Raw genomic sequence first — 26,097 nt, 5'->3', positions numbered from 1 at the left:
ATTTTGACAGAATACGTTCCTATAAATCTACCGGCTTAACATTTGGATCTTTTAAACGTTTAAACTCTTTTTTCATAAAATATATGGCAATGAGAACACCTGGGATTTCTGCAGCAGGAGCAGCGTACCATACCCCTTCTACACCCCAGTATTTCGGGAAAACAAATAGAAATGGTAACATGAACAACAATATTTTGCTTACACTAATAAACGTTGCCGACCAGTTTCTCTCTTGTGATTCGAAATAACCAGAGATAAGTAAGCTGACTGCACTAAGTGTAAACAGACAATTAAATACAACTGTCGTCCAAATACCCAGTTTCTGCAATTCAGCATTACCACCAGAAAAAAATGACACAATTGGATCTGCAAAAATGATTAGTATAGCTGTCACAACTACAAAGAAGGAAACTGTAAAAATGAGTCCCATCTTAATTGCTTGTTTCACACGATCAAGGTTTCCTGCACCGTAATTATAACTAATAATCGGTTGGAGTCCTGTCATCCCGCCGAGCGCTGCTAAGGCAAGTAGATTGGTAATGTAACCGTTTTGAATCGTGAAAGCTGCAACATGTAGACCACCACCGTAACTTTGCAGTAAGTTGTTGGTGAAAATAATTGCAATAAACATCATGAACTGACTCGAAAAAGATGCAAATCCAGTCCAAACTACTTCACCAATCTTTTTGAGATTAATCATCATATCTTTCATTTTTGGCTTAAGTTTTGTTTTACCAAACCAGAAATAAAAGATTAAGAGAACAGGAATTGATTGCGAAATCGTATTAGCCCATGAAGAACCCATCATCCCCATGTCATACTTCGTTACCATAATCCATTCTGCAATCCCAGCAACAACTGCTGCGACTAACCAACTGTTCATTGATAATATAGGTTTTTCATCGATATTAGTTAAAATACTTAATACAACAGCTAATATCGTTAATGGCAACGAAATCCATAGCAGTCGGCTATATTGCACCGCATACGGAAGCGCTTCATCACTTGCTCCGAATAAAATCATAATATCCTTTTCAAAGACCAACCCAAGTATAGCTAACAAAGAAGAAAGGAAAAGAGTAAACCATAAAGTTTGCCCCATAATACCTCTAGCTTCTTCTATCTTCCCTTTCCCCAGTCGAAGTGAAATGACCGCTCCGGCTCCTACACCCAAAAGAACACCAATCATACGGGTAATAACCATGACCGTAAATCCAATTCCGATCCCTTCGATTTCTAGCTCCTGAAAGCCACTGACGAAAAAGCCATCGATAACCGATACAACTCCTAGAATTACGTTAGCCATAATTCCTGCCAAAGCAAACCGTAAATATAGTAACGGAATACTTTTGGTTCCCAGCACTGAATCATCCACCGGCGTATTCATTACTTCTGGTTGCTCTATTTTCGATGACGGACGGTTGTCCACTATTTTCATGAGCATATCCCCTTATAAATAATTTATATAGCAAGTTAAGCTCAATTAATTCGCATACCAACCTACAGGCTTGGCATGCTGGTGGATATTGATTTGCTTCGTTTCCATAAAATGCTCCAGCCCAACAGTACCTAGCGCCCTGCCGATTCCACTTTGCTTATACCCGCCCCAAGGACCTTCCACATAAGCAAGATGATAACTATTAATCCAAGTAATTCCCGCACGCAATTTACTAATAACACGTTTCGCTCGGTCCATATCTTCCGTAAATACAGCACCAGCTAATCCATAAATGGAATCATTCGCTTTTTGGATAGCATCTTCCTCATCTTTAAATTTCTGTACAACAAGGACTGGGCCAAAAATCTCTTCCTTAACAATACACATATTCTCATTTACATCAGCAAATATTGTTGGTGCGATGAAAAATCCTCGATCAAGCCCATTTTCTGTTAAGCGCTGACCACCGCAAACTAATTTTGCACCTTCTTCGATTCCTCTCTGGATATAATGTAACACTTCATTCATATGAGATTCGTTTGTGAGAGCTCCCATTTCAATGTTCTCATTTTCTCCGTTGCCAACTACAATTTTGTTCGCACGCTCGGCCAATCTTTCAACAAACTTATCGTAAATGGTCTCTTGCACAAGCAAACGAGATGCCGCTGAACAAACTTGCCCAGCATTGTGGAAAATACCAAACATCGCATTATCAACTGCGGTTTCAAAATCCACATCGTCGAACACAATAAGTGGAGATTTACCACCTAGTTCAAGTGTGATTTTTTTCATATTGCCAGCAGCTGCGCGCATAATACTTTGGCCTGTTGTTGTTCCACCGGTAAAGGCAACTTTATCAACATCATGGCTCTCTGCAAGCTCATTCCCAACTTTTGAGCCAGGTCCCAATACTAAGTTTGCCACTCCGTGAGGAAGCCCAACTTCTTCGATAATTTCAAACAATTTGTATACGCTTACAGGAGTGACATCAGCAGGTTTAATTACAATTGTATTCCCTGCGGCAAGTGCTGGAGCAATTTGCCAAACAGCTAACATAAGCGGGAAATTCCAAGGTACAATAAGTCCGCAAACACCAATCGGTTCATGAATAATAATCATTTCCGAAGCATCCTCGCGAGTGTAAGATTCTTTTTTCATGCCTTTAATTAAGTCTGCATAATAGCGGAAGCATTGAATTGATACAGGAATATCCACATAGGTTGTGGCACGAATAACCTTACCATTATTTGCCGTTTCTAAACGGGCAATTTCAACTGTCTTCTCTTCAAGACGGTCTGCAATTTTATATAAATAGTCAGCTCTTTCATCCGCCGATAAACCCGACCATATTCCGCTGTCAAATGCTTTACGAGCTGCCTTAATTGCTATCTTCGCATCATCCGCTGATCCATGAGCAGACGTTGCAATAACCTCTCCGGTTGCAGGGTTAATAATGTTTCGTCTATCACCGGATAACGCTTCTACCCATTTCCCGTCAATGAACATGTTAATTTCCATAAACACCTCTCCTTTATGCAATAATATCTACTAGTTTGAAACCAATATGTGCTATATTGACCAGCATCGTTTTCTGATTATAGAACGGGAATGATTTGAGGCGTTCCTTTTCAAATCGATATCCACCTGCACTCCCCGTTGTGATCCATTGTGCCAATAACTTACCAAACAATGTTGAGAGAGACGCACCATGGCCCGTATAACCCGTTGCGAAATATGCGCCTTCTTTAGATCTGCCAATAACCGGGAACGTATCAATTGTCACGCCGATAAATCCACCCCACCTGTAATCAATCTTGCTTCCTTCTAGTTTTGGCATTATTTTAACCATGGCATCGTAAACACTTTGATAAACAGCATCACCTAAGTTTGGACGAATGTCACCACCGCCAAATACGATCCGATTATCTGGTGTACGTCTGAAATAGTAAAGGAAACTGCTTGTATCAAAAACCATGCGATCTTTAGGAATGACGCTATTCACCAATGATTCTGGAAGCTGTTCAGTAGCAATAATACGTGCCGAAATTGGCAGTACGCCTTTATTCAATTCAGTCATGATTTTTCCGGAGTAACCATCTGTAGCAACAATAATGTCTTTCGCTGTAACAGCACCTTTTTCTGTAACAACTTTCACACTATTTCGGCCGTACTCAATAGATAGTGCTTTCGAATGCTCAAAGATTTTTGCACCGATCGATTTAGCTGCTTCTCCCAAACCAATTGCATAATTCAGTGGTTGGAACGAGTAACTCGAGTCGTCGACTAGGCAACCATAATATTGCGGGGAATCGATTTCTTGATGCAACTGACTTCGATTAAGCACGCTACATTCATATCCAAAATTTTTGTTTAAATATTCGCTTTCAAGTTTCAATCCTTCAAAATGCTTAGCTTTGTAAGCCGCCACAATGTGGCCTGTCTTTCTAAAGTTACAATTGATTTGATGCTCATCGATGATGTTTTTAACTAGTTCAACACTAAGCAGCGAAAGATCGTTAAGTTGTCTCGCCTCTTCGGCACCATACTTCTTGGCAAGCTCCTGCATCGTCGGCTTATAGCCTGGCAATACCATCCCGCCGTTGCGACCGCTTGCGCCATATCCGATTGTTTCTTGCTCAAGGACAATGACACTCTTCCCTAATTTTTGCAAATGATATGCAGAAGAAAGACCTGTGAAACCTGCACCAATAATGACAACATCCGCCTCTTCATTTCCTTCAAGAAGTTTTCCTTTGTCATAGCTGTTTGCAGTCGCCGTCCACAATGAGAGAGTATCCATTCGATCCATCTTATCCATAGCTAATCCTTCTCCTTTCGTGACATGTATGTTACAATACACTCAAAAATATTCGAAATATTCACACTTATTGAATTAATAATATGACTTGGAGCTTCCTCCAAGTCAATAGCCATTTTAGAGTTTTTTGAATTCATTTTGCGAAAAAAATGGAGTAACTCCACTTTTTTTCATCGGGGGGACATCTATGAAGATTGGTACATTTGCAAAGCTTTTTCATGTTACGACTGATACCGTTCGTTATTACATTGAACTTGGATTATTAATACCAGACAAAAAAAACACTCAGTATCAAATGAACCAATTGTGCTTCGACGACATGACTTTTATTACTGAGCTAAAAAAATTTCATTTTTCATTGCTAGAAATCCAACGAATTTTATCGTATCGGCGTGTCACAAACTTCTCGGATCATGAGGATATCGACTACTACAACAACTTGCTCATTGATAAAAAGAACGAGCTGGCCAAGAAAAAAGAAGACATATCAAAAGCCATCCAATTAATTGAAAAAGCGGTTCAAACTAGCTCGCCTTCATCTGAAGAAGAGAATCTTACAGGGATCCCACTTTCCTTTGTAGATCTGCTCTATTGTCCGAAGTGCCACATTCCACTTGAAATGAAAGATGTAACGATTAAAAAAGTTTACATTCACACGGGGAGTTTAACTTGTTCCTGTGAATATGAGGCAGCTATCGAGGATGGTATTATCATTACCGCAAACTTGTACGAGACGTCCCCTTATCCATCTTATTTTTACGATAAAGAAACGATTAAAGAGATCAATCCCAAAATGATTAACTTATTTGAAAAAATTAATTTTCAGTTTCAAAAAGTTCTACAAAATATAGATTTGAAAAACAAATTAATCGTGGAAACAAACGTTGACGCTTTTGTGTCACTACCCAAATATATCGATGTTCTTGAAACGAGCGCGTCCTATGTATTCAGTGGCTATTCTCTTGCGATGCTCAAGAAGGTTAGAAACAGAATTGAGCGTATGAATCCGAAACCACGTGTCCTTTATATTTTGAATTCTGATTTAAATCTGCCATTAAAACCGCTTAGCATCGATGTTTTTGTGGATAGTTTTTCAGTAACTGATTTTTCACTGCTCAATCCGAAGTTCCCAATTCACGTTCTAAAAAACTATTTACATAGCAGCTCAACAATTGTCGGCGGATACTCGTATTATGATAGCTCGGCCAAATCCTTGAAAAATATTTCAGCCTTATATCCAAATTCCCACGAGCATATTTTATATCCAAAATACTTAGAAGAAAATTTATCAGGCCACGAATTCCAAATCATGCAAAGTGAAAATATCGGTTACTGTACAGATCCAGGACCTTATTTTGATTATCATGTAATAGACGAAAAATTCCACATGCTAATGTATTTGGCTAGTACGAAAAAATAGCATACAAAAAGAGGTTGTCCGAAAAGTAGGCTATTTCACGGATGAGACAGCACCCTTGTAGCTAAAATCATGGTTAATCTGAAAAATGGTAGCACAGGCATAAGCAGCTTTGAACTTCTTGAGCCAATCATGATAATTCACCAGATACAGGGATATACATACATTCGTACCTTAAAGATTATGGATTGACTAATCAACAAACATAACACACCACACTTCAACAAGAAAAAGCGCCATCACAAGTGACGGCGCTTTTTCTATGTAAGAGCTACTAAAAGGTATCCTTCTAGCCTACTCCCATTTATAAGTCCAAAATTGTTCAAGTTGCAGCCATTTTAATGTTGCTGCATCTTTATTTTTTATTTTTGCATGCGTGTCTTCAAGCATTGCTTCTGTTTGTGAACGGTGCGCGCCTAGTGCAGCTAACTTATGTTCAAATACTTCACTAATATTATTTACAACATCCGGTTCACCTAGTACAGCTTCACGATTTTTTGTAATTGCAACTGCATGAATGACTGGACGCTCTTCTTTTGGCATACGTGATACAGCGCGAACTACAGCACGGCCAAATGCATCATGATCTGGGTGTACGCCATGCTCAGGATAAAATGTAATAATTCGAGATGGATTTACTTCTTGAATGATTGCTTCAATTTTGTCTGCAACGAAATCAACATCTTCAAACTCTAACGTTTTATCATGGAAACCGAGCATTCTTAAATCTTGAATCCCCATCGCTTCACATGCATCTTTTAATTCTTTTTCACGGATATTTGGAATCGTTTCACGGTTAGCGAATACATTCTTACCCATGTTACGTCCCATTTGTCCAAGAGTACCACATGCATACGTTACAGGTACTCCTTGATCTGTTAATAAGCGAATTGTTCCTCCCGCAGCAAATGCTTCATCATCTGGATGCGGAAATACAACAAGTACATGTCTCTCCATTCTTTTCCCCTCCTTCTTATTTAAATGGCGTTAAGCTTAATTCAAGCGCAACTGCTAGGCGACCTAAATTATCATGTCCAGCTAGTAATAAACGCTTTTGGTCATCTACTTCCCAATGCGTAATACCTTCAGCATATACCCATCCGTGATCCATTTTCAGACCCACTCGGTATGGGTTTGTTCCAGTTATCTTCCCGCGTTCAAAGCGGATAATTGCATTTCGAATGAAAGCACCAACTGTCATCATCTTTTCATTTATGTGTGATGCATACGCTCCGTTCGTCGTTTCTAAATGAATATATACATCTTTATTTACAAAACGTTCAATTTCATTTTGAATAAGAGAACTATCTTTTACTATTTCCATCGGAATTCACCTCTTTAAACCATTTTACGCAAAAATAATGTAAATTGCTATCTCTATATTAGAGGACAACGCTCACTTTTCCTAATAATTTGCACTGTGTTTTTTATATTTTTTATATGATATGTAAAATCATCATTTTTTCTTTCACTTTGTTAAACAGTTTTCTTTCTTTTTTGAATTTGCTACAATATATTTTATGTAGAGGGATACATTTCGACAATTGAATACATAATTTAAAGAAGGTGACATGCTTGGAACACTCAGTACATGAAGTAGCAAATTGGCAATATTATTTTGCAATTGCCGTATTTTTAGTCACATACGGTTTTATTATTTCCGAGAAATTGAATCGTGCTGTAATCGCACTATTCGGTGCTGCTATTATGATTATTTTTGGAATCGTAGATTTACATACTGCTTTCACATCACATATTCAATGGGAAACAATCACTCTTTTAATCGGGATGATGATTCTCGTACATATTACGAGTCAATCAGGCGTATTTGAATTTGTAGCCATTAAAGCAGCAAAAGCAGCTGGCGGAAAACCGATCCGCATTTTATTATTACTATCCCTATTAACCGCAGTCGGTTCTGCATTTTTGGACAACGTAACGACCGTATTATTAATCGTGCCTGTTACACTATCCATTACACGTATTTTAAAAGTAAATCCTGTGCCTTATTTGATTTCAGAAGTACTATTTTCAAATATAGGCGGCACAGCAACACTAATCGGTGATCCACCGAACATTATGATTGGATCGGCTAATAAGCATTTAGACTTTAATGCCTTTTTATTAAACTTAGCTCCAATCGTACTTATTATTTCTATCGTTACATTAGGAATTATTTACTTCATGTATCGTAACAAACTAAAAACAACATCTGAGCAAATCGAAAAACTAATGGCATTAAATGAAAAGGATTACATTAAGGATCAAAGCCTCCTTTTAAAATCCATTACGATTTTAGGACTAACCATTTTAGGCTTTGTACTTCATTCTATTATTCATGTAGACGCTGCAGTTATTGCGATGACAGGTGCTACACTTCTTATGTTAATCGGTGCGAAAGAACATGAAATAGAAGATATATTTGCTCACGTTGAATGGGTGACAATTTTCTTCTTCGCTGGACTATTCGTTCTCGTTGGCGGGTTAATTGATATCGGACTCATTTCTTCACTTGCAAAAGAAGTAATCGACGTAACAAATGGTGATATCGGTTTCGCTGCTATACTTATCTTATGGGTATCTGGCATCGCATCTGCGACAATTGACAATATCCCATTTGTCGCAACGATGATCCCTCTTATTCAAGATTTAGCTACAGGACTCGGACTATCTGTCGATTCTCCGCAAATCGAAGTACTATGGTGGGCGTTATCTCTTGGAGCTTGCTTAGGAGGAAACGGAACGTTAATTGGAGCATCAGCAAACGTAGTCGTTGCTGGTATTGCAAAACGTGAAGGACATGGATTTTCTTATATGGACTTCTTAAAAATCGGCTTACCACTAACAATCATCGCATTATTATTATCACATGCTTACATATATTTACGTTACTTAATGTAAAGGACATGCTATTTACTTACCAACAAATGACGAAAACTTTCAAACAATACAAAAAGGTATGCAGCACTACGCCGCATACCTTTTTCCATCACCAAAATATACCTATAATTGCTAATCCACCTAAAATAATCCCACCAATTTGTCCGATAATTGCTGGCGATAATTGAACACCTTTTCTCACTTCAACAACTGGTCTTTCGTGCCTTAGTTGCTGCACTTCACTTTGAAGTTGGTGTACACTTCCGTGCAATTCTTTAATTAGTTCTTTTAATTCAGCGACCTCTTCATTTACTGGTTTTGCTTTTTCTAAGTTCATTTTGCATAACTCCTTATAAGTTCAATCAGTACACTGTAAAAATTCGCCAATTATTGTTATATCTCCTGCATACTACATATATAATATGGAATGTATTTTTAATCTTGCAGCTCTATCCATTCATCCCGCAATATCCCCATAATCATACGATCAAAGCACTTTCCATCTCGCTGAACTGCTTCTCTCATACACCCTTCCATCTGAAAACCCATCTGTTTATACAGTGCAATGGCTGCTTTATTATAAGAAATAACGTCGAGGCCGATCCGGTGTAAATTCATTTCATAGAAAGCATACCTTAAAATAAGATGTATTGCTTCTCTTCCATATCCTTTTCCCCTATCATTTGCATCTCCTATTCCAATTGCTAATAAACCTGTTCTGTTATTCCACTCTATACCATGAATTGCAACAAAACCAATTAGACGATCATCTTGAACCGTTCTTAACATGAAAGAAATACTATTCGATCTCCGCCCCTTTAATAGCTCATCATTTGATATTTCATGTAAAGATTGCGGGAATGCTAAGTCTGTATCTACATTTCTTAAATACTCACTATCCTCTTGCCACACAGCCATTACTTCAGCATCAGTTCCTCTAATAGCTGATAATTTAATAGTTTTATCCTGAAAAAGATTAATTGTCATTTGAAACTCTCCCTTTTTTAAATAGCGGGGATAATTATTCTAGCCTATTTATCCCCTTGCCCCTTGAACTGTTGTATGAACAGGATACTTACAATAAGCGCTGACATTGGCACATCCCCATGCCCATCAACTTAAGAAATTGGTTGTTCCTCAAAACGAAAAAGTGAGATGAATCCTCATAAATAACCGTAAAATAATAAAATTTTCGTTTTGGGGATACTTCAAAATATTATCTTGAGAGGCATGGGGGATTTTCTTTTGTTAGTTTGATAGCGATGCGGTAGAATCCCTATAAGAAACTTTATTTTGATCTAAAACATCAGAAGGTATTCCAGTCTTGTAAGCTGTTATTCTATCTTTATAACATAAATATGTTGTTTTAGGATAAAGCTGTTTTAGGATTAATCTGCTAAATTTTGTTAAGGAGATAAATTATTATGAAGTTCAGCTTATTATTAAGATATTTCACTTTTTGGTTTTTAATTATTAGCTTAGCAATTTGTATTAATGAATATATGGGAGGAGATATTAAACATCTCTTATTTAAGTACATTCAAAATCTAGCCTATTTTTTACTACCTTCTTCGTAAATGTAAATGGCATTCCCACCTTGTATTAAAACAACAACTCTATCGTTCTTTTTATATTGAATCATTGCGCCTTCTGCTCTCTGTGTTTTCCATCCAGCTAACCAAATTCCTAGCTGATAATCAATGGGTAATCCGTTTGAAAAACATGTTCCGTTGTATTCATAATCCTTATGCTCTTCCTGATGTACATATTCCGCACGAGCAGGTACAGGAAATCCCTGTATTTTTGATTCAATTGTACGATTATAGTAAATGATAAATCCAATTAAAACAACGACTATTATCGCAAATAGCACCTTCCGCTTCATTACGCCCGTCTCCTTTTATTTCCTATTTTTTAAACAATTAGGAAAATAACCCTTTACTTCCATCAGAAATCATCATATCATAAATGCGCGTTATATAAACATTCAGAAAGTAGGAAAGTTTTATAAAATTAAACAAAGCATTAGTTGGCGCTACATTATCACTTGGTTTGTTATGTAGTCAAATATCAGTTGCAAGCGCCGAGGAAAAAAAGCAGAAGATTATACGTTAGGTGAAATCTACCTATTACTATCATATTGAGTTCAATCATAGACACTAGTATAACAATGAAGTCAGAGCATGCTCTGATCAGTCTGCGTTTTAGGGGTATAACATACGACAGTCATTTTCAAAATCATAAAATCGGATTCACTTATATGAAAGATAAGAACCCTCCTAATTGTAGGAGGGTTCTTATTTTGACTAGAATACAGTACAGTTTTCATATGATTTTTTGATATTGCGACCTTACAATACATACCATGAAACGAAAACATATTACAAATAGATATAATACATCATGTACTTTTATTCATAAAAGGTCTGCAAACGGAAGCGACCTTTTTACGTGCTTGAAACAAGAATATAATATTATTTACATTAAAAAATCTTTTTGGAGGAAACGCCCCATGCAAGAAAGATATGAAAGAAAAAGATTTACTTATCTTTCTCCATATATTCTTTAATCTTTCGTTCTTCCCATTCTTTTCCGAATATCCCTAATGGAAGAGTTGTCAAACCGTGTATAACAATACCTATTCCCCAACCTCCAAGTGGATATAAAAACCATAATTTACTTGAATCAGAGATTACATTTATTAAAAAAAGCATCAGATTAACTAGTATATAGAGCGTTAAATGAACGTAAAATGCTTTTAAATTCTCCACCCTTTTTTTAGCTCGTAAATAAATCTCATCTTGCTCCATCTTTAAACACCTCTTTCATAATTGTAATTTTTTACACTCGCTTCGATTTTAATATCATATTCTAATCGAAAATCTCTTATTCTCAAAAATTCACAAAATAAAAAAGATCGACTTCATTGTGTATTTTTTGTTTATTCTAACAATAACAACGATAAAAAGACCCTCCAAATTTAGAGGGCCTTCCTAACAACAAGACGATATTACTTCGTAAACATTTTCTCTGCTTCATCCATTGCCATTTTGTTTCCTAAAGCCGAATAGTCAAGCCATGGTTGGTCATTAATAATGTATACGTGCTTACCTTTAACAGCTTTTAAGTCTTTCCAAATTGGTGTTTCTTGTAGTTGTTTAAATGCTGCTTTTGCTTTATCGTCTCTATTTACGACAACGAAAATCGCATCTGCGTCAAAGTCAGGTAATACTTCTTGTGAAATGACTTCGAAAGGACGGTTTCCATCAATTTTCTCTACACCATTTGCGGGTTGTAATCCTAAGTCTTGGAATAAAATTGGTCCCATCGGTCTTTTCGTACTAAATACACGCAATTCTTTTGCAGTAACGCGAATTGCCATTACTTTTTCGTTATTACCTAACTCTTTATCTATTAAACTTTTTACTCGTTTTGATTGCTCTTCATAGTCTTGAATATATTTATCTGCTTCTTTCTCACGGTTTACAAGCTTACCAACTTCTTTTAAATGATCTCTCCACGTACCTTCATCTAAATTGAAAGCATGTGTTTTTGCAATCTTTTCGTATTTCGCTAAATCTTTGCCAGCATATTTTTCATCAACATAAATTTCAGATGGCTTTAATTGAAGCAATGCTTCCATATTTGGATCTGTTACAACACCGAGTTTCTTCGTATCTTTCAACTGCTCTTTCGCGTGTGGTAAGAAATCTTTTAAATCTCCACCAATAACAGAACCTACTGGTGTAATTCCTAATGCAAGTAAATCATTCGTTAAATGAATAGACATAGAAGCAATTTTTGGATCATTACTTTTTTCAGTTTTTTTAGTTGCCTCTTCACTAGATTTCGTTTGACCACATGCTGATAATACTACAATACACATAATGCTAAATAAAATAGTAAGTTTCTTTTTCATATGTTCTCCTCTTTGAAGTGTTTATTTTGTTTTTGTAAGTAAATAAAGAAAATACGGTGCTCCTAAAGCCGCTACTACTACACCAGCTGGAATAGAATTTGGCTCAAATAAGGAGCGCCCTATCGTATCTGCGAGTACTAAAATAATCATTCCGATAATACCCGCTAGCGGAAGAAAGTGTTGATATGTAGTACCTACTAACTTTCTTGCAATATGCGGAGCAACTAAGCCGATAAAACCAATCCCTCCTGCCATCGATACACTCGCGCAAGATAATCCAACTGCTGTAGCTAAAAGTAATAAACGTTCTTTTTGAACAGAAACACCAAGTCCTGCTGCTACACTATCACCTAGTGACAGTGCATTTAACGTTTTAGATTTTAGCCATGCATACGGGGTTAATATAAAAATCCACGGCAATAATGCAAGGACATGAATCCAATCTCTTCCCCACACATTACCAACTAGCCATCTAGAAGCGAACGTATACGTCTCATCATTTAACTTGAGAGAGAAAAATAACGAAATTGCACTAAAGCCAGCTGAAACTGCAATACCAACGAGAATAAGTCTAATAGGAAGTAAACCTTTTGAACGGTCACTCGCAAGTAAAATAATAAGAAATGCAGCTAACACTCCCCCGCCAAATGTAAATAACGGTATTAAAATCGATGCACTCTCATTAATAGAATGAAAGAGAGTAACGAAGACAATAAGCCCGAAAGATGCACCCGAATGTAATCCGAGAATACCTGAATCTGCGAGTGCATTACGAGATAATCCTTGCAAAATCGCACCAGACACGCCAAGGCCGATACCTGCTAACATTGTGATTATAATTCTTGGCATACGATAATCATATAGCACTGTTGCACTCTCAAAATCACCATAACCAAAAAGCGTTTGAATCACTTTGAGCGGTGCAATACTCAGCGTCCCCGTATTTAAGCTAATCAAAATTACAGCGATACTTATACATCCGAAAATTGTAGTTACAGTAATAGCCCTCTTTTTATCCGTGTTAAAAAGATCTTTCACTTATAGCTCCCTCCCAACTTTACGTGCTATATAGAGGAAGAACGGAACCCCAACAAGAGCTACCATAATTCCTATCGCAAGTTCTTTAGGAGGATTTACTGTTCTTGCCCCTAAATCAGCTAAAACTAATAACATAGCACCTAATAATGCTGACATAGGAATAATAAGCCGATAATTAACACCTACTAATTTTCTAGCGATGTGCGGAATGACAAGTCCTACAAACCCAATGGAACCAACAGCTGAAACAGATACACCTGCAAGAATGACTACTATAATCATCCCAAGTATTCTCGTTCGGTTCGTTTTCACACCTAAATTCGTAGCAACATCATCCCCCATTGATATAAGTGAAATAGACCGCCCTAGCACTGTCGCAAAAACAATCGTTATAAGAATAATAGGAACTAAAAATTTCAATTGATCCCACTTTACCCCTGCAACTCCACCAGCGTACCAAAACGCTAAATCTTGGCTTAGATCATAATAAATTGCTATACCTGAACTTAACGAATGTAAAAGCGCTGCCATAACTGCTCCTGCAATCGTTAGCCTCATCGGTGTTAACCCGCCTGATGTTGCCGATCCGATAATAAAAATGAGTACTGTACTTAAAACAGCTCCAATAAAGGAGACAATCATTAAATAGGAATACGGCATATGCGGGAAAAAAGCAAAACTAAGTGCTACTACAAACATCGCACCTGCATTTATTCCTAGTACACCTGCATCAGCTAAAGGGTTTCGTGTTACCCCTTGCATAACAGCCCCAGCGACTGCAAAAGCAGCTCCTACAACTGCCGCGCCAATTACCCTCGGGAGCCTTAATTCATAAATAATTTGATGCTGCGTTAATTTTGGATTGTAATCAAAAACCGCTGCCCACACCGTTTGTAAATGAATATCCTTTGCACCGAATGCAATGGCTAAAAATATAGACCCAATTAAACATAAAATTGTTAAGCTCATAAAACATACGAACTTAATATGTATCCAGCGATTATTGCCAGCATGTACAGTAGACTTATGTAACATGTTTCATTTCATCCTTTATATTCAGTTGTTTTTTATAATAATTTTTTATTTATAATCATTATTGATAATAATTATCATTTTCATTTAGATATTATATCCCCACTTTTTTTAAATAGCAAACTATTTTTTTACTTTGTTAAAATATTAAAATACTTATTACAATTCCCTTCTAGAACTTACAAATACATGCAAAATAGCGCGGTGTTATATTTTCAAATTTATAGTATACTAAGTTATTATTTTAATTTTCCAAATACGTATATCGAAGGTGAAAAAATGTTTTATGTAAAACAACTACTACACTTTACTTACGAACAAGCATTATCCTGTTTGTTCCCTGTCGTTATTTTTTTAACACTCGCTGTATCAAAACTCGTTTCCATTCCAGGGTTATATCGCTATGATTTCATACTCATTGTATGTCTTCTTATGCAATATATAATGTATAAAACCGGACTTGAAACGAAAGATGAGCTGAAAGTAATTACTGTTTTTCATTTGATTGGACTTTTACTAGAAATATATAAAGTGCACTTTGGATCATGGAGTTATCCTGAAGAGGCGTATTCAAAAGTTTTAGGTGTTCCGCTTTACAGTGGTTTTATGTATGCGAGTGTCGCAAGTTACATATGCCAAGCGTGGAGAAGATTGCATTTACAAATGTATAATTGGCCGAGGGCTATTTTTGCAATACCGTTAGGAGCTATGATTTACTTCAATTTTTTCACACATCATTTTCTATATGACTTTAGATGGGTATTAACCTTACTTTTATTCATTGTATTCTTTCGGACATTTGTAGAATTTTCGTTACAAGGAGTTACATATAAAATGCCGCTCGTACTCTCCTTTTTCCTAATTGGATTCTTTATTTGGATTGCAGAAAACATCGCAACATTTTTCGGGGCGTGGCAATATCCAAATCAACGGGAAGCATGGAACCTCGTTCACCTTAGTAAAATTAGCTCATGGTTTTTACTCGTTGTCATTAGTATTATGATTGTTACACAACTCAAACATTTGAAGCAGTCAAGGGGATAATGCTTATTATATAAATACATATTATAAACAACTAACTTTCTTTGCTTGCTCAATAAAAAAACGAAATCCTAGACGGATTTCGTTTTTTTGCTTTTTCAAATCTATAGAGCTTTAATAATACGTTCCATCGCTTTCATTTGACCAATATGATCCGCCTCATGATAAAGCATCATACCGTAAAGCTCTCCTACTGTTTCCAACCCTAAAAATGGCTCTGGAAGTTTATTTTCAAATGCTTCTTCTGGAATTGCATTAATACGCTCTGCTTGTTCTTTTAATTGAGACGTTAACACTTCTAATGATGGCCCTTCTGTTTCCCATTTAGATGGTCTTGATCCATATCCAAACATACCTGGATATTCAGTTGGTAAGTGTTTAAACTCTCTTCCAAACATGAAAGTTTCTGCTGCACTTAACACGTGACCGATATGCCAACGGATTGTGTTATTAAAGCCATCTGGCTGCGTATCCGCAGTTTTATCATCTAACGTTTCCATAAATTTAATTAATGCTCCACGTGTAATTTCAAATTGTTTCAAACCAACTATTCTATTCACTCTATCGTTCCCCTTTTTTATATACAATTTATTTATAAATCTACCAGAAACAATTAAGAAATACACCTAATATGCTTAGCGCACTCCGGCAATACGATAAAAAGGTACAACCCTCGTAAATATAGAATTACTTACCGTACAAACATTTCAGTAAACAAAAGAGGAGTGTAATTGCATGCTAGATGTTTTAAAACAACAATATAATCTTATTAGTTCTACAAGAGAAACTCTATTTACGTTTTTAGAAGAAATCCCATTAGAAAAATTGCACAGCACAGTTCCGAATTTCGGAAACGGTAGCATTATAAAAACTCATATTCATGTAGCTGATTGCTATCGATACTGGCTCGGATCATTCGCATTTAAGCAAAAACGAGCAGATTTTTCATTTGCTAGCGATTATGAAATTGAACATGCAAATGTCGAAAAGGTTCGCGCTAGATTTAAGTTAGTAGATGAGACTGTACAACGCTTTTTAGATGAATACAATGACCGTTGGCTCGAAAATATAGCAAATGAAGTAAAATGGCAAAAAGGACCTTGGAGTACAACTCCGCTATGGCTATTAACTCATACAGAGACTCATGAATTTCATCATAAAGGACAGATCGTATCAATGGCTCGTCACCTTGGATACACTCCACCTGACACAGACCTTAGTTAATTCAATTGTTCTAACAAATGAACCACTATAACTGTCGTTAACATTGTTTATGTAAATGGAAAGGCCCTTCATTCTTTTTGATGTTGTTTATAGTTTTGCAAATTTTCTTGCGGCACAAACTTGAAGACTTTTATTATATTTTAATTATGTTTGTGTCGTGTTCTTATTGCTTAGTTTCATATCCATTAAAAAATATATTAATATGTTTCCTTTTATTATTTCAGTTACCTAATCAATAAGAGTTTTTTCTTTTTATTACCACTTTATACACAATAAAAACGAAAATTCCGAAAATAAAAGTTGAAAATGCTGGTAAAACTTTATCATTTGGCACGTACACAGTCCAAAAAGAATTAAGAAGCGCATGAAAAATTAGACACATAAAAATACTTTTAGTTGCATTAAAAATTGTAGTTAGTAAGAAAGATACGGCAATTGTCGTAATTATAAAGGCTATAAAATCCCTTTGAGTTTGATTCGTACCTGGAATAAACCATAACGGCCAGTGCCAAATAGCCCATATAACGCTCACAATAACCGTACTAAAAAATGCCGAAAACCTTTTCTGAAGGGCAGGTTGTAAGAACCCTCTCCATCCAATTTCTTCAAGACCGCCACCAATGATCATTATTGGAAATCTAAGTAATACCACGTATAATGATTTTTGCATCGTTGCTCCACCAAATATCGTTGGAAGATAACAGCTAATAAAAGCTAGAACAACGATTAGAACATACCATACAAAGTGATGCCTAGGATTAACAATATTTTTAATAAACACTCTGAACTCTTCTTTTGATCCATATTTTTTCTTTAAACTAATTGCAATGATTGCCGGCATGATCCCCCCGAAAATAAATAATATCATCGCTAACGGTGTACCAAATGTCGTAATGTTTAATTTTATTAAGCTAATTAATAGCCCCCATAGTATCCATGTAAATATAAAAGTGCATATTACATATCGTTTAATCTCATTCCCCATTTACTTGCCTCCTTTATTTTAATTAGAGCATAAATTTAGAGATATGAAAATCACTTATGCTAAATTATTCCAAAACATTAAAGGAACCTCCATACTCTATCAGACTTTTATGGATAGGCCCACTCCTACCTACCTACTTTGCTTCAGTCAAGGTTCGAAGTTGGAGTCTCACTATCCGTTAATACGGGATAAACGAACAAAAAAAGAGCATGTTTTGAGAACCAATCAAAACATGCTCTTTTAAAGTGACAATAACGTTATTTAATTCTTGTTTAACTACGGTGCAAATTAGTGGGAAATGCTTATTTTCCACTAAAAATATCTATAAAAAATTCGTGTTCATTTAAAAGCGGAATGAAAAGCAATAATAATAGTATTATCAAAAAAACTTGTTGATACATTTTGTTGTGTATAAAACTTTTATTATTTGTTTTAGGTATACCATACCATTATAAAATTCATGTAACATCAAAGTAAGACACATACTTTTCAAACAACACACAAAATAAAACTCTTCTTCAATGTAGATCAAAAATATTTATATACTCTATCACTAACCTTAAGGAGAAAAATTATAATGAATTTAGAGAGTGAAAGAATTTATTTAAGGCCTCTTTGTGAGCTAGATGCACCCATTATATTAGAAAGTACAACGGATGAAGTAATACGATATATGACTGGAACCAAACCTACTTTTTCATTGGAGCAAATTAAAACACATATAGATAATATAAATAATGATTCAAGTCGCTATGATTTCGCTATTTGTTTAAAAGGCACTGACGAAATGCTTGGAGAGTTATCAATTTTAAATATCGATGAGGGGAACAAAGGAGCAGGATTCAGAATATCAATGGCTTCTATTCCATTAACAGGGAAAGGCTACGGAACTGAAGCTATTAAAATAGTTTTAAGGTTTGTTTTTGAACAACTCACATTAAACCGTTTACAGTTAGAAGTATTTAGTCATAATTCACGCGGAATTAAGGCTTATGAAAAGGTTGGGTTTGTAAAAGAAGGAACCTTACGTCAATCCTTATTTTATAACGATACGTACTCGGATGAAATTATTATGGCAATACTCAAAAGTGATTATAAAAATATGCTATAAAGAACCGATACTTGTTTCACCCAAGTATCGGTTCTCTCTATACAAAAATGCTATTCTTCTTTCATATAAAACAAATATTTCTCCACTTACTTCTTTGTAAAAGACTCCCTCGTTACCTCAATAAATTGCTGTAACGGAGCTGTCATCCATTTATCTTTATGCCAAGCAATTTGTGTATAAATCGGAGTGATTGTATTTTCTAAATGTAACTCTTTTATCGTTCCTTCTCGTATGTCTTTTTCTACTACTATCGCTGGTAAAACAGCTATGCCTAAATCTGCAATGACACATTGTTTAATTGCCTCGACACTAACAAACTCAATCTTATTTGCTGGGTATACATCTTCAGCACGAAATAGATCTTCAAATAAAGTTCGATACGAGCAACCTAGTTCTGTTAATAAAAGTGTTTCACTCTCTAAATCTTTTGTAGAAACGGAAGGTTGTTCAAGTAAACGATGCCCCGGAGCAGCTACTACTTTTAATTCTTCTTTCATAAGTGGCTCCACATGTAAAACATCTTCTGTTTTACATTCGTCCAAAATAAATACAAGATCTACTTTCCCCTCCATCAGTTGTTCCTTCGCATCTTTATTGGAATGAGCAGGTTTAAATATAAGCTTTATTTGAGGGAATTGTGCTTTAAACCTTTTTAATATGGAAGGAAGCCTGTATGTACATTGACTTTCTTGCGCACCAATTATTAACGTACCTGCTATTTCCTCATCATCTTTCACAGCCATTTTCGCTTCGTTACTGAGCGCAATCATCTTATCCGCATATAATTGAAACTTCCTCCCCGCTTCAGTTAAGAAAAGACGTTTTCCTAATCTCTCAAACAATGGCGTACCGAGCTCAGCCTCTAACGTTTTAATTTGTGCTGTTACGCTCGATTGGGCAAAGTTTAATTTCTTCGCAGTTTGGGTAAAATTCAAGCTTTCTGCAGCTACTTTAAATGTAATTAATTGTTTTATCTCCATTTATCATCCCTCTTTTCAATCGAAATTCCCGATTGATTCCATCGAAATAATCCTCTTTGTCTATTGATATTTGTATTGTATGATAAAAAATATATACAAACAATATAAATGGAGGTATTCCATATGAAAGCACTTTGTTTCGAAACATTCGGAGACGCTAATGTACTACAATATAAAGAAATACCTGATCCAATCATAAATCCAAATGAAATCCTTGTTCGTACGAAAGCAATTGGCTTAAATTTCGCTGATATTTATAGACGCCGTGGCGATTATCATCTCGCTGGCAACCCGCCTTATATATTAGGTTATGAAGGGGCTGGTATTGTTGAAAAAGTAGGAGCCGACGTTACTACAATCAATCCTGGAGACCGCATTGCATTTGCTGATGTCCCATTTGCAAATGCAGAATTAGTTGCCGTTCCTTCAGAAAAAGCAATTCCACTTCCAGATTCTATTTCTTTTGAAACAGCCGCTTCTGTACTATTACAAGGATTAACTGCACATTATTTAACGAAAGATAGCTATCAAATAAAACAAGGTGATACAGCTTTAGTACAAGCTGCAGCTGGTGGTGTTGGTCAACTTCTCGTTCAAATGATTAAACTACAAGGCGGAAAAGTGATCGGTCTAACGTCATCAAAAGAAAAAGCAAAGATAGCAACGTTAGCTGGTGCCGATCACGTATTTTTATATACAGAGGCATGGCATACGAATGTACTTGAAGTGACTAATAGTGCCGGGGTAAATGTTGTGTATGAATCAGTAGGTTCTACATTAGAAGACAGCTTTAAGGCTACTAAAACTGGTGGTACTGTCGTATTTTACGGAATGGCTGGAGGTAATCCTGCGCTAGTTGATCCACGTATGCTTATGGATACTTCAAAAACTTTAACTGGTGGAGACCTTTGGAATGTACTTACATCTTACGAGGAGCGAAAAGAACGTTCCTCTCAATTATTCGAATGGATTACGAACGGGAAACTAAACATTGCGAGTCCTACTACGTTCTCTTTACAAGACGGTGCCCGTGCTCATGAATTATTAGAAAGCCGTAAAAGCACTGGAAAGATTTTATTAATTCCATAATCGTTCCAATTAAAAAAAGGAAGCTAGAATGTATTTCTTTGCTTCCTTTTTAAATGTTATTTATGCTCAAGTTCGCTTCTTTTCAATAACCCTGTTATTTATATTTTTTCTGTCTATACTTCTCTTTCTAGGCCCCTCATTTTTAAGTTTATAAAATAAACGAATCTAAATATTAAAGGAAAAAACAAACCTCCGGATATCAACGATCCAATAAATACAGTATCAATAAAAGAAAAAATCCCAAAGAATATCATTCCAAAAAAATAAAATACAACTGCACTCCAATAAATAAAACGTGGAAACTTAGTTTGGAACGAATCACCTTTTTTACATGGTTTTCCAAATAAAAAATGAACTGTTTTAATCAACATAATCACTTCTCCATATAATTGTTAAAATTCTTTTCTACTTAGAATTGAATATAAATAACATAATATTTATTATTTCATTTAAATTTTTCGACACCGAAATTATTAACTATGCCGAACACCGTATGACCTTTACTCATGTTCAAAACCTCATATACGGTGGAAAAGCCCCCTCCTATGTATCGCCAGACTATATCGTCCCTCACCTAAAAAGTATAGTTTTTATATCACTTACTCTTCCTCTTAAAAATCAATCAAATAAATTGAAAACATTATAGTTTTGTAAAGGCAACGACAACAATATATTTTTATTTAAATACAAATCGTCTATCCCCATTATCATGTTGCAATTCAAACAATACTGGATTACTAACAAATCTTTTTAACAAAACGTATGCCTCATGATCAGTTATTTCATTAGGAATATTAATTCCACTAAATGATGTTGAGGAAATTAGTGTATGAAAATCATATTTAAATTCATAATCACCAATATACGCAAGTGCCAATTTCCCTTTCCATTCAATTTGATACGTCTGCCCTTCTAATCTAGTAAACTTAATATTATGAAAGGCTGACGCATCATGTCCAAGTAAATAAATGTCAAATGCAGTTAACTCTAAATCTAAGTTCTTCTGCTCATCTTCGGATAAAAAATCAATTGCAAATCTCTTCCCATTTAGCATATCCAAATCAAAAGGCGCCTCATCACTTCCTACACGAAACCCTTTAAAATCCCATTCTTCTGATGACAAAGTGCATCTATGGAAGTTGTTCCATACAATCTTCGCGTGCCAATCATCTTCTTCCTCATCATCTTCATCTTCTTCCTCATCATAATCCGCAGTCTCTAAATGTAAATCAAAATACAAACCAGCTATACCATTTACCCCTTCTTCCTCTGCATATTTAAAATGTGCACTCCACTTAAAATTAGTAACTCGATGACCATTAGGCCACGGATTGTCCACAAAGTATATTCGATCCATATTCACACGTTCCCCTACTTTGTTTTATTTCTCGTAAACTTACTTATGGTTTCAAGATGTAAGACTATACTACTATCCATCCAATAAGCTGCAAGACGATTTGTTGTTCCTACCCTCTTACTATATCATCACAATAATTCTCACGGTATATTTTTAACAGAATATTCCGATTCAAATGCACAAATGATATACGAAATAAGAAAAGGAAGCTAGATTTTTCTAGCCTCCTTTTCTTATTTCTAATTGAGATATTATTAGATTTCCACGCTTTCTTTTCCTTTTTCAACATAACTCATATCTCCAACTGATTCGACGGTGTATATTCCATCTTGATATAAAATCTTCGTCACACTAGCATTTTCTACTCCAAGTTTTGTTTTGCTACGATCTAGCATTTCTATTAATGTGGTAATCATTAGTCCATGAACTACAACTAAAACGTTACCACCACCATTTTTAGCAGCTTCTTCACTAATTTTGTTAATCTCTTTTTTTATGCGAGTAGAAAATACTTCCCAATCTTCCGCTTGTTTTGTAGGATCTGCTGCCCTAATCAGATTAATAACTTCTTCAACAGAATACTTCATGAGTTCGTCTGCTGATGTAACACCCGCAGCTTTTCCGATAGCATCCCACATAATTTCAACTTTTTCACCTTCAAAAGTACCAAAGTTCAATTCACGTAAATCTTTTCTTTTCTCAAGCTTTAACTTTGATTGCTCATTATATTTTAATACTAAATTAGCAGTTTCAATCGCTCGACCGCTATCACTACTATATACTCTAGTAAAATGAATATCTTTTAATCCAGTTCCTAAGTTTTCGGCAACTTCAACGCCTTTTTCTACTAATGGAGAATCTGCCCAACCTTGCACGCGATGATTAGCATTTAATATAGTTTTACCGTGTCTTGTAACATATAACGTAACTTGATTATCTTTATTTTCATTTAATACATTACTATCAGTTGCTTGCTTCTTCATATTATTCTCTCCCCTTAGGTTTCTATATCAATTTTAACATCTCGATTATCCATAGAGCAAAACATACGTAAGCGGATCCTCTTCATAAAAAAGACGCCATCCTTTCTGTATATTCCTACAAAAAGATAGCGTCTTTTATGATTATATTTCCTTTACCTTAATGGCTATTCTTATCCAGAAAAAGCTTCCGAATACTGTACAACTCCTTCAACACCTTGAAGAGCATTCTCTCTTAATTCCATTGCCATAAACACTTCATCCGGCACTTCAAATGGCGCTTTTATATTCCAATCACTTGCTTTCTTAAAACCGAATCTCGGATAGTACTCTTGATGTCCTAACACAACAACTGATCCATACCCAAGTTCTGTCGCTTTTTCTATAGCAGCTGCGATAAGCTTTCCACCAATTCCTTTCTTCTGATGGCTTGGGGCAACTGAAACTGGTGCAAGTGCTAATGATTCTACAGAAGTTCCATCCTGTTCTATCGTAATTTTTGATAACATAATGTGACCAACTATTTCTTTATCTACCGCAACGATTGATAATTCAGGAATAAACGCATCACATTTTCTAATACGACTAACAAGTTCATGTTCTGTTTTATCGCTAAATTCTTCATTTAAAAATGCTTGTTTTACAACTTCTTCTGTTTTGCTATAATCGTTTTGTTGTTCTTGTCTAATCGTTACCATTCTATATTATCCTCTATTCTTTCTAATTTCTTTTTCAATTTTACGAAGAGCTTTTTTCGATCCACGCTCGATATCATGTTGCATTTTTCTTTCTTTATAATCGACAAATAACGTATTTAAATCGTATCCTTCTGGGTATAATTCCTTCGCTGCTACCTCTAAAGTAATACGTTTCACATTCACTTCCATAAATTCACCGTTATAATATACAACGACATTATAGAAATTATCTTTTTCCTTATAGACGATTCCAAAGTCGTTATGATCTAATAATTTCACACGGTCCCCTTTTTTGTATTCATAGTGCTCTTCTCTTTTTTCTTGCACGAATTTCGGTTTTCTAATTTTACTTTCATTCACTCGCTCTAAACGATACTCTTTATTTCCCATATACTCTTTCGCTCTTTGCAATACATGCTCTTTTACGTTCATTTTATTTGCAATCCAAAGTGCATTACTTTCACCAGATTTACCGATAACTAATTTATAAAGCGGCTCTAACGTCTCACTATTAAACTGCATTGCTGCGTTCATAAAATCACTATGCATTTCTGAAAATCGTTTAATTTCACCGTAATGCGTACTTGCAATTGTAATACATCCTGCAAGATAAAATTCTTCTAAAATAGATATCGCAAGCGCCGCACCTTCATTCGGTTCCGTACCGCTTCCTATTTCATCAAATAATAGTAGCGTATTATTATTTGATAACCTCATGATCTCAGAAAGATTTTTCATATGAGATGAAAATGTACTCAGTGCATTTTCGATACTTTGATTATCACCAATGTCTACAAACACGTTTTCGAAAATAGCAATTTCTGTTTCTTTATCTCCGGCAATATGAAGGCCTGACATTGTCGCTAATGTTAACAAACCGATTGTTTTTAGCACAATTGTTTTCCCGCCTGCATTCGGACCAGTAATAATTAAACTACGATATTCTTGACCGATTTCGAAATGTAACGGTACAACTTTCCCTGTTAAAAGTGGATGCTTACAATTCACTAAATGAATGTGGCCATGATCGTTTAACTTCGGTTCTATTCCATCGATAGATTTACTAAACTTCGCTTTCGCAAATACCATATCATATTGGCTAATAAGTTCCATATTAATTTTTATTTGATAAATGTTTTCTAGTACCATTCCTGATAATGTCGCTAAAATTTGATACTCTTCCATCGCTTCTTCTGCTTTTAAACTAGCCAATTCTACATTTAACTTTGTAACCGTATGTGGTTCTATAAATACAGTAGAACCTTTTGCAGATACTTCAACAATACTTCCCGCAACCTGATTTTTATATGAAGATTTAATTGGAATCGTATATCTATCATCCTTTTTACTAATAAAGAACTCCTGAATATATTTCTTATTTGCACTATTATTTAAAAACTTCGTTAAACGTTCTTTTATTTTTCCATCTACAGAATCGATATTATTTCGAATTCTTTTTAACTCTTTACTAGCAGCTGCATCAATGCTATTTCCTTTTATTGAAAAGTTAATCTCCTCTTCAATACTTTTAAATTCAGTCATTGAATTTGCATAAGAAGCTAATACTGGCGCAAAAAATTCTTTATCCAACATAAATTTTTTAATCTTTCTACATCCACGTAAAAAGTCTGAAACACTCACTAATTCTTCTGGATCTAAAATCATCCCTTTTTCTAATTTTTGAATTGTACTAGCGATATTAGAAATTCCGAAGAAAGGCACATGCCCTTCTGCATCTAATATAGCTCGTGCTTCTGTCGTTTCATTTAAGCGATTTCTCACTACTTTTATACTCGTACTCGGCTCTAATTTATTTAATAATTCCTTACCTAATCCACTTACACAATATGATTTCACTATTTCCTTTAATTCGTTATATTGTAACTTTTCAAAAGTCATCGTATTCATTTTGTTTCTCCTCACTATGATTGATTCTTATCATAAATGAAGATACCTACTCATTAGATTCCAATGAGCTCTACATCATTCAACTTCCATTTTTATATACTAAAAATATATACAAAAAAGCTGCGGGGATACCGCAGCTTTTACATTTACAAGGCAAGTGTAATAACGTATAAGGAAATAAG

General features: G+C 35.3%; 26 protein-coding genes. 6 read left to right on the top strand and 20 right to left on the bottom strand.

From position 1 onward, the window contains the following. Positions 1-19: 19 nt before the first annotated feature. From U860_RS0123780 to U860_RS0123770, 3 genes are read right to left on the bottom strand one after another with little or no spacing between them, the layout of a single operon-like run. Positions 20-1,438, bottom strand: coding sequence for an MATE family efflux transporter (locus tag U860_RS0123780; RefSeq protein ID WP_025150469.1), 1,419 nt, complete (start codon positions 1,436-1,438; stop codon positions 20-22). Positions 1,439-1,483: 45 nt separating this feature from the next. Further along, positions 1,484-2,956, bottom strand: a complete 1,473-nt coding sequence (locus tag U860_RS0123775) for an aldehyde dehydrogenase family protein (protein ID WP_025150468.1) — start codon at positions 2,954-2,956, stop codon at positions 1,484-1,486. A 13-nt stretch (positions 2,957-2,969) separates the two neighbouring features. After that, positions 2,970-4,256: an FAD-binding oxidoreductase gene (locus U860_RS0123770; RefSeq protein ID WP_025150467.1), complete on the bottom strand. Its 1,287-nt coding sequence runs from the start codon at positions 4,254-4,256 to the stop codon at positions 2,970-2,972. A gap of 187 nt (positions 4,257-4,443) precedes the next feature. Between U860_RS0123770 and U860_RS0123765 the strand changes: the two genes are divergently transcribed. After that, complete coding sequence (locus U860_RS0123765) at positions 4,444-5,676, top strand: MerR family transcriptional regulator (protein ID WP_025150466.1); 1,233 nt, start codon at positions 4,444-4,446, stop codon at positions 5,674-5,676. A gap of 291 nt (positions 5,677-5,967) precedes the next feature. On the opposite strand, the gene bshB2 is transcribed toward U860_RS0123765, so the two are convergent. Next, positions 5,968-6,630, bottom strand: coding sequence for a bacillithiol biosynthesis deacetylase BshB2 (bshB2, locus tag U860_RS0123760; RefSeq protein ID WP_025150465.1), 663 nt, complete (start codon positions 6,628-6,630; stop codon positions 5,968-5,970). Positions 6,631-6,646: 16 nt separating this feature from the next. Then, positions 6,647-6,997, bottom strand: a complete 351-nt coding sequence (locus U860_RS0123755; protein ID WP_025150464.1) for a YojF family protein — start codon at positions 6,995-6,997, stop codon at positions 6,647-6,649. Positions 6,998-7,248: 251 nt separating this feature from the next. Between U860_RS0123755 and U860_RS0123750 the strand changes: the two genes are divergently transcribed. After that, on the top strand, positions 7,249-8,574 hold the full coding sequence (locus tag U860_RS0123750) for an ArsB/NhaD family transporter (RefSeq protein WP_025150463.1): 1,326 nt from the start codon (positions 7,249-7,251) through the stop codon (positions 8,572-8,574). Positions 8,575-8,662: 88 nt separating this feature from the next. Here the strand turns inward: U860_RS0123750 and U860_RS0123745 are convergent, their stop codons facing one another. From U860_RS0123745 to U860_RS0123715, 7 genes are all read right to left on the bottom strand, one after another. Next, entirely contained in the window at positions 8,663-8,890 is a 228-nt protein-coding gene (locus U860_RS0123745) for a hypothetical protein (protein ID WP_002172778.1), read from the bottom strand. 98 nt (positions 8,891-8,988) lie between these two features. Next, positions 8,989-9,540: a GNAT family protein gene (locus tag U860_RS0123740; protein WP_025150462.1), complete on the bottom strand. Its 552-nt coding sequence runs from the start codon at positions 9,538-9,540 to the stop codon at positions 8,989-8,991. 565 nt (positions 9,541-10,105) lie between these two features. Then, on the bottom strand, positions 10,106-10,438 hold the full coding sequence (locus tag U860_RS0123735; RefSeq protein WP_025150461.1) for a hypothetical protein: 333 nt from the start codon (positions 10,436-10,438) through the stop codon (positions 10,106-10,108). A gap of 655 nt (positions 10,439-11,093) precedes the next feature. Next, positions 11,094-11,363 carry a 2TM domain-containing protein gene (locus tag U860_RS0123730; RefSeq protein WP_025150460.1) on the bottom strand — a complete coding sequence of 90 codons (270 nt, stop codon included), beginning with the start codon at positions 11,361-11,363 and terminating at the stop codon, positions 11,094-11,096. Positions 11,364-11,563: 200 nt separating this feature from the next. Further along, the gene (locus U860_RS0123725; protein ID WP_025150459.1) at positions 11,564-12,472 is read right to left on the bottom strand and encodes an iron-hydroxamate ABC transporter substrate-binding protein; all 909 of its coding nucleotides are present in this window, start codon (positions 12,470-12,472) and stop codon (positions 11,564-11,566) included. Positions 12,473-12,493: 21 nt separating this feature from the next. Beyond that, positions 12,494-13,510: an iron ABC transporter permease gene (locus U860_RS0123720; protein WP_025150458.1), complete on the bottom strand. Its 1,017-nt coding sequence runs from the start codon at positions 13,508-13,510 to the stop codon at positions 12,494-12,496. After that, positions 13,511-14,545: an iron ABC transporter permease gene (locus U860_RS0123715; protein ID WP_025150457.1), complete on the bottom strand. Its 1,035-nt coding sequence runs from the start codon at positions 14,543-14,545 to the stop codon at positions 13,511-13,513. It abuts the gene before it with no gap. Positions 14,546-14,821: 276 nt separating this feature from the next. Here U860_RS0123715 and U860_RS0123710 point away from each other — a divergent pair, with 276 nt between their 5' ends. Further along, positions 14,822-15,586 (top strand): DUF817 domain-containing protein, encoded by a 765-nt coding sequence (locus tag U860_RS0123710; protein ID WP_025150456.1) that lies wholly within the window; start codon positions 14,822-14,824, stop codon positions 15,584-15,586. 101 nt (positions 15,587-15,687) lie between these two features. Here U860_RS0123710 and U860_RS0123705 read toward each other — a convergent pair whose 3' ends face one another. Beyond that, positions 15,688-16,143 carry a DinB family protein gene (locus U860_RS0123705; RefSeq protein ID WP_025150455.1) on the bottom strand — a complete coding sequence of 152 codons (456 nt, stop codon included), beginning with the start codon at positions 16,141-16,143 and terminating at the stop codon, positions 15,688-15,690. Positions 16,144-16,318: 175 nt separating this feature from the next. On the opposite strand from U860_RS0123705, the gene U860_RS0123700 reads away from it, so the two are divergent. Then, the gene (locus U860_RS0123700) at positions 16,319-16,807 is read left to right on the top strand and encodes a DinB family protein (RefSeq protein WP_025150454.1); all 489 of its coding nucleotides are present in this window, start codon (positions 16,319-16,321) and stop codon (positions 16,805-16,807) included. Between the two features lie 232 nt (positions 16,808-17,039). Here the strand turns inward: U860_RS0123700 and U860_RS0123695 are convergent, their stop codons facing one another. Then, positions 17,040-17,792 (bottom strand): type II CAAX endopeptidase family protein, encoded by a 753-nt coding sequence (locus tag U860_RS0123695; RefSeq protein WP_025150453.1) that lies wholly within the window; start codon positions 17,790-17,792, stop codon positions 17,040-17,042. Positions 17,793-18,369: 577 nt separating this feature from the next. Here U860_RS0123695 and U860_RS0123690 point away from each other — a divergent pair. After that, entirely contained in the window at positions 18,370-18,903 is a 534-nt protein-coding gene (locus U860_RS0123690; protein WP_025150452.1) for a GNAT family protein, read from the top strand. Between the two features lie 86 nt (positions 18,904-18,989). On the opposite strand, the gene U860_RS0123685 is transcribed toward U860_RS0123690, so the two are convergent. Beyond that, on the bottom strand, positions 18,990-19,883 hold the full coding sequence (locus U860_RS0123685) for a LysR family transcriptional regulator (protein ID WP_025150451.1): 894 nt from the start codon (positions 19,881-19,883) through the stop codon (positions 18,990-18,992). A gap of 123 nt (positions 19,884-20,006) precedes the next feature. On the opposite strand from U860_RS0123685, the gene U860_RS0123680 reads away from it, so the two are divergent. Beyond that, positions 20,007-20,972 carry a quinone oxidoreductase gene (locus tag U860_RS0123680; RefSeq protein ID WP_025150450.1) on the top strand — a complete coding sequence of 322 codons (966 nt, stop codon included), beginning with the start codon at positions 20,007-20,009 and terminating at the stop codon, positions 20,970-20,972. Between the two features lie 113 nt (positions 20,973-21,085). Here the strand turns inward: U860_RS0123680 and U860_RS36605 are convergent, their stop codons facing one another. From U860_RS36605 to U860_RS0123655, 5 genes are all read right to left on the bottom strand, one after another. Further along, on the bottom strand, positions 21,086-21,343 hold the full coding sequence (locus U860_RS36605; protein WP_025150449.1) for a hypothetical protein: 258 nt from the start codon (positions 21,341-21,343) through the stop codon (positions 21,086-21,088). 305 nt (positions 21,344-21,648) lie between these two features. After that, positions 21,649-22,329, bottom strand: a complete 681-nt coding sequence (locus U860_RS0123670) for a hypothetical protein (RefSeq protein WP_025150448.1) — start codon at positions 22,327-22,329, stop codon at positions 21,649-21,651. A gap of 254 nt (positions 22,330-22,583) precedes the next feature. Then, complete coding sequence (locus U860_RS0123665; RefSeq protein WP_025150447.1) at positions 22,584-23,312, bottom strand: histidine phosphatase family protein; 729 nt, start codon at positions 23,310-23,312, stop codon at positions 22,584-22,586. 170 nt (positions 23,313-23,482) lie between these two features. After that, the gene (locus U860_RS0123660; protein ID WP_025150446.1) at positions 23,483-24,007 is read right to left on the bottom strand and encodes an N-acetyltransferase; all 525 of its coding nucleotides are present in this window, start codon (positions 24,005-24,007) and stop codon (positions 23,483-23,485) included. A 6-nt stretch (positions 24,008-24,013) separates the two neighbouring features. Beyond that, the gene (locus tag U860_RS0123655; protein WP_025150445.1) at positions 24,014-25,915 is read right to left on the bottom strand and encodes a mannonate oxidoreductase; all 1,902 of its coding nucleotides are present in this window, start codon (positions 25,913-25,915) and stop codon (positions 24,014-24,016) included. Between the last annotated feature and the right edge of the window lie 182 nt (positions 25,916-26,097).

Origin of the sequence: Bacillus sp. H1a (assembly GCF_000633475.1) — a bacterium.
GTDB classification, from domain to species: Bacteria; Bacillota; Bacilli; order Bacillales; family Bacillaceae_G; genus Bacillus_A; species Bacillus_A paramycoides.
This window is presented reverse-complemented; position numbering and strand designations above follow the sequence as displayed.

Coding starts and splice junctions, on each gene's coding strand:
- U860_RS0123780 (WP_025150469.1), bottom strand. CDS start 1,438: ATGAAAATAGTGGACAACCGTCCGTCATCGAAAATAGAGCAACCAGAA.
- U860_RS0123775 (WP_025150468.1), bottom strand. CDS start 2,956: ATGGAAATTAACATGTTCATTGACGGGAAATGGGTAGAAGCGTTATCC.
- U860_RS0123770 (WP_025150467.1), bottom strand. CDS start 4,256: ATGGATAAGATGGATCGAATGGATACTCTCTCATTGTGGACGGCGACT.
- U860_RS0123765 (WP_025150466.1), top strand. CDS start 4,444: ATGAAGATTGGTACATTTGCAAAGCTTTTTCATGTTACGACTGATACC.
- bshB2 (WP_025150465.1), bottom strand. CDS start 6,630: ATGGAGAGACATGTACTTGTTGTATTTCCGCATCCAGATGATGAAGCA.
- U860_RS0123755 (WP_025150464.1), bottom strand. CDS start 6,997: ATGGAAATAGTAAAAGATAGTTCTCTTATTCAAAATGAAATTGAACGT.
- U860_RS0123745 (WP_002172778.1), bottom strand. CDS start 8,890: ATGAACTTAGAAAAAGCAAAACCAGTAAATGAAGAGGTCGCTGAATTA.
- U860_RS0123740 (WP_025150462.1), bottom strand. CDS start 9,540: ATGACAATTAATCTTTTTCAGGATAAAACTATTAAATTATCAGCTATT.
- U860_RS0123735 (WP_025150461.1), bottom strand. CDS start 10,438: ATGAAGCGGAAGGTGCTATTTGCGATAATAGTCGTTGTTTTAATTGGA.
- U860_RS0123730 (WP_025150460.1), bottom strand. CDS start 11,363: ATGGAGCAAGATGAGATTTATTTACGAGCTAAAAAAAGGGTGGAGAAT.
- U860_RS0123725 (WP_025150459.1), bottom strand. CDS start 12,472: ATGAAAAAGAAACTTACTATTTTATTTAGCATTATGTGTATTGTAGTA.
- U860_RS0123715 (WP_025150457.1), bottom strand. CDS start 14,545: ATGTTACATAAGTCTACTGTACATGCTGGCAATAATCGCTGGATACAT.
- U860_RS0123710 (WP_025150456.1), top strand. CDS start 14,822: ATGTTTTATGTAAAACAACTACTACACTTTACTTACGAACAAGCATTA.
- U860_RS0123700 (WP_025150454.1), top strand. CDS start 16,319: ATGCTAGATGTTTTAAAACAACAATATAATCTTATTAGTTCTACAAGA.
- U860_RS0123695 (WP_025150453.1), bottom strand. CDS start 17,792: ATGGGGAATGAGATTAAACGATATGTAATATGCACTTTTATATTTACA.
- U860_RS0123690 (WP_025150452.1), top strand. CDS start 18,370: ATGAATTTAGAGAGTGAAAGAATTTATTTAAGGCCTCTTTGTGAGCTA.
- U860_RS0123685 (WP_025150451.1), bottom strand. CDS start 19,883: ATGGAGATAAAACAATTAATTACATTTAAAGTAGCTGCAGAAAGCTTG.
- U860_RS0123680 (WP_025150450.1), top strand. CDS start 20,007: ATGAAAGCACTTTGTTTCGAAACATTCGGAGACGCTAATGTACTACAA.
- U860_RS36605 (WP_025150449.1), bottom strand. CDS start 21,343: ATGTTGATTAAAACAGTTCATTTTTTATTTGGAAAACCATGTAAAAAA.
- U860_RS0123670 (WP_025150448.1), bottom strand. CDS start 22,329: ATGGATCGAATATACTTTGTGGACAATCCGTGGCCTAATGGTCATCGA.
- U860_RS0123665 (WP_025150447.1), bottom strand. CDS start 23,312: ATGAAGAAGCAAGCAACTGATAGTAATGTATTAAATGAAAATAAAGAT.
- U860_RS0123660 (WP_025150446.1), bottom strand. CDS start 24,007: ATGGTAACGATTAGACAAGAACAACAAAACGATTATAGCAAAACAGAA.
- U860_RS0123655 (WP_025150445.1), bottom strand. CDS start 25,915: ATGAATACGATGACTTTTGAAAAGTTACAATATAACGAATTAAAGGAA.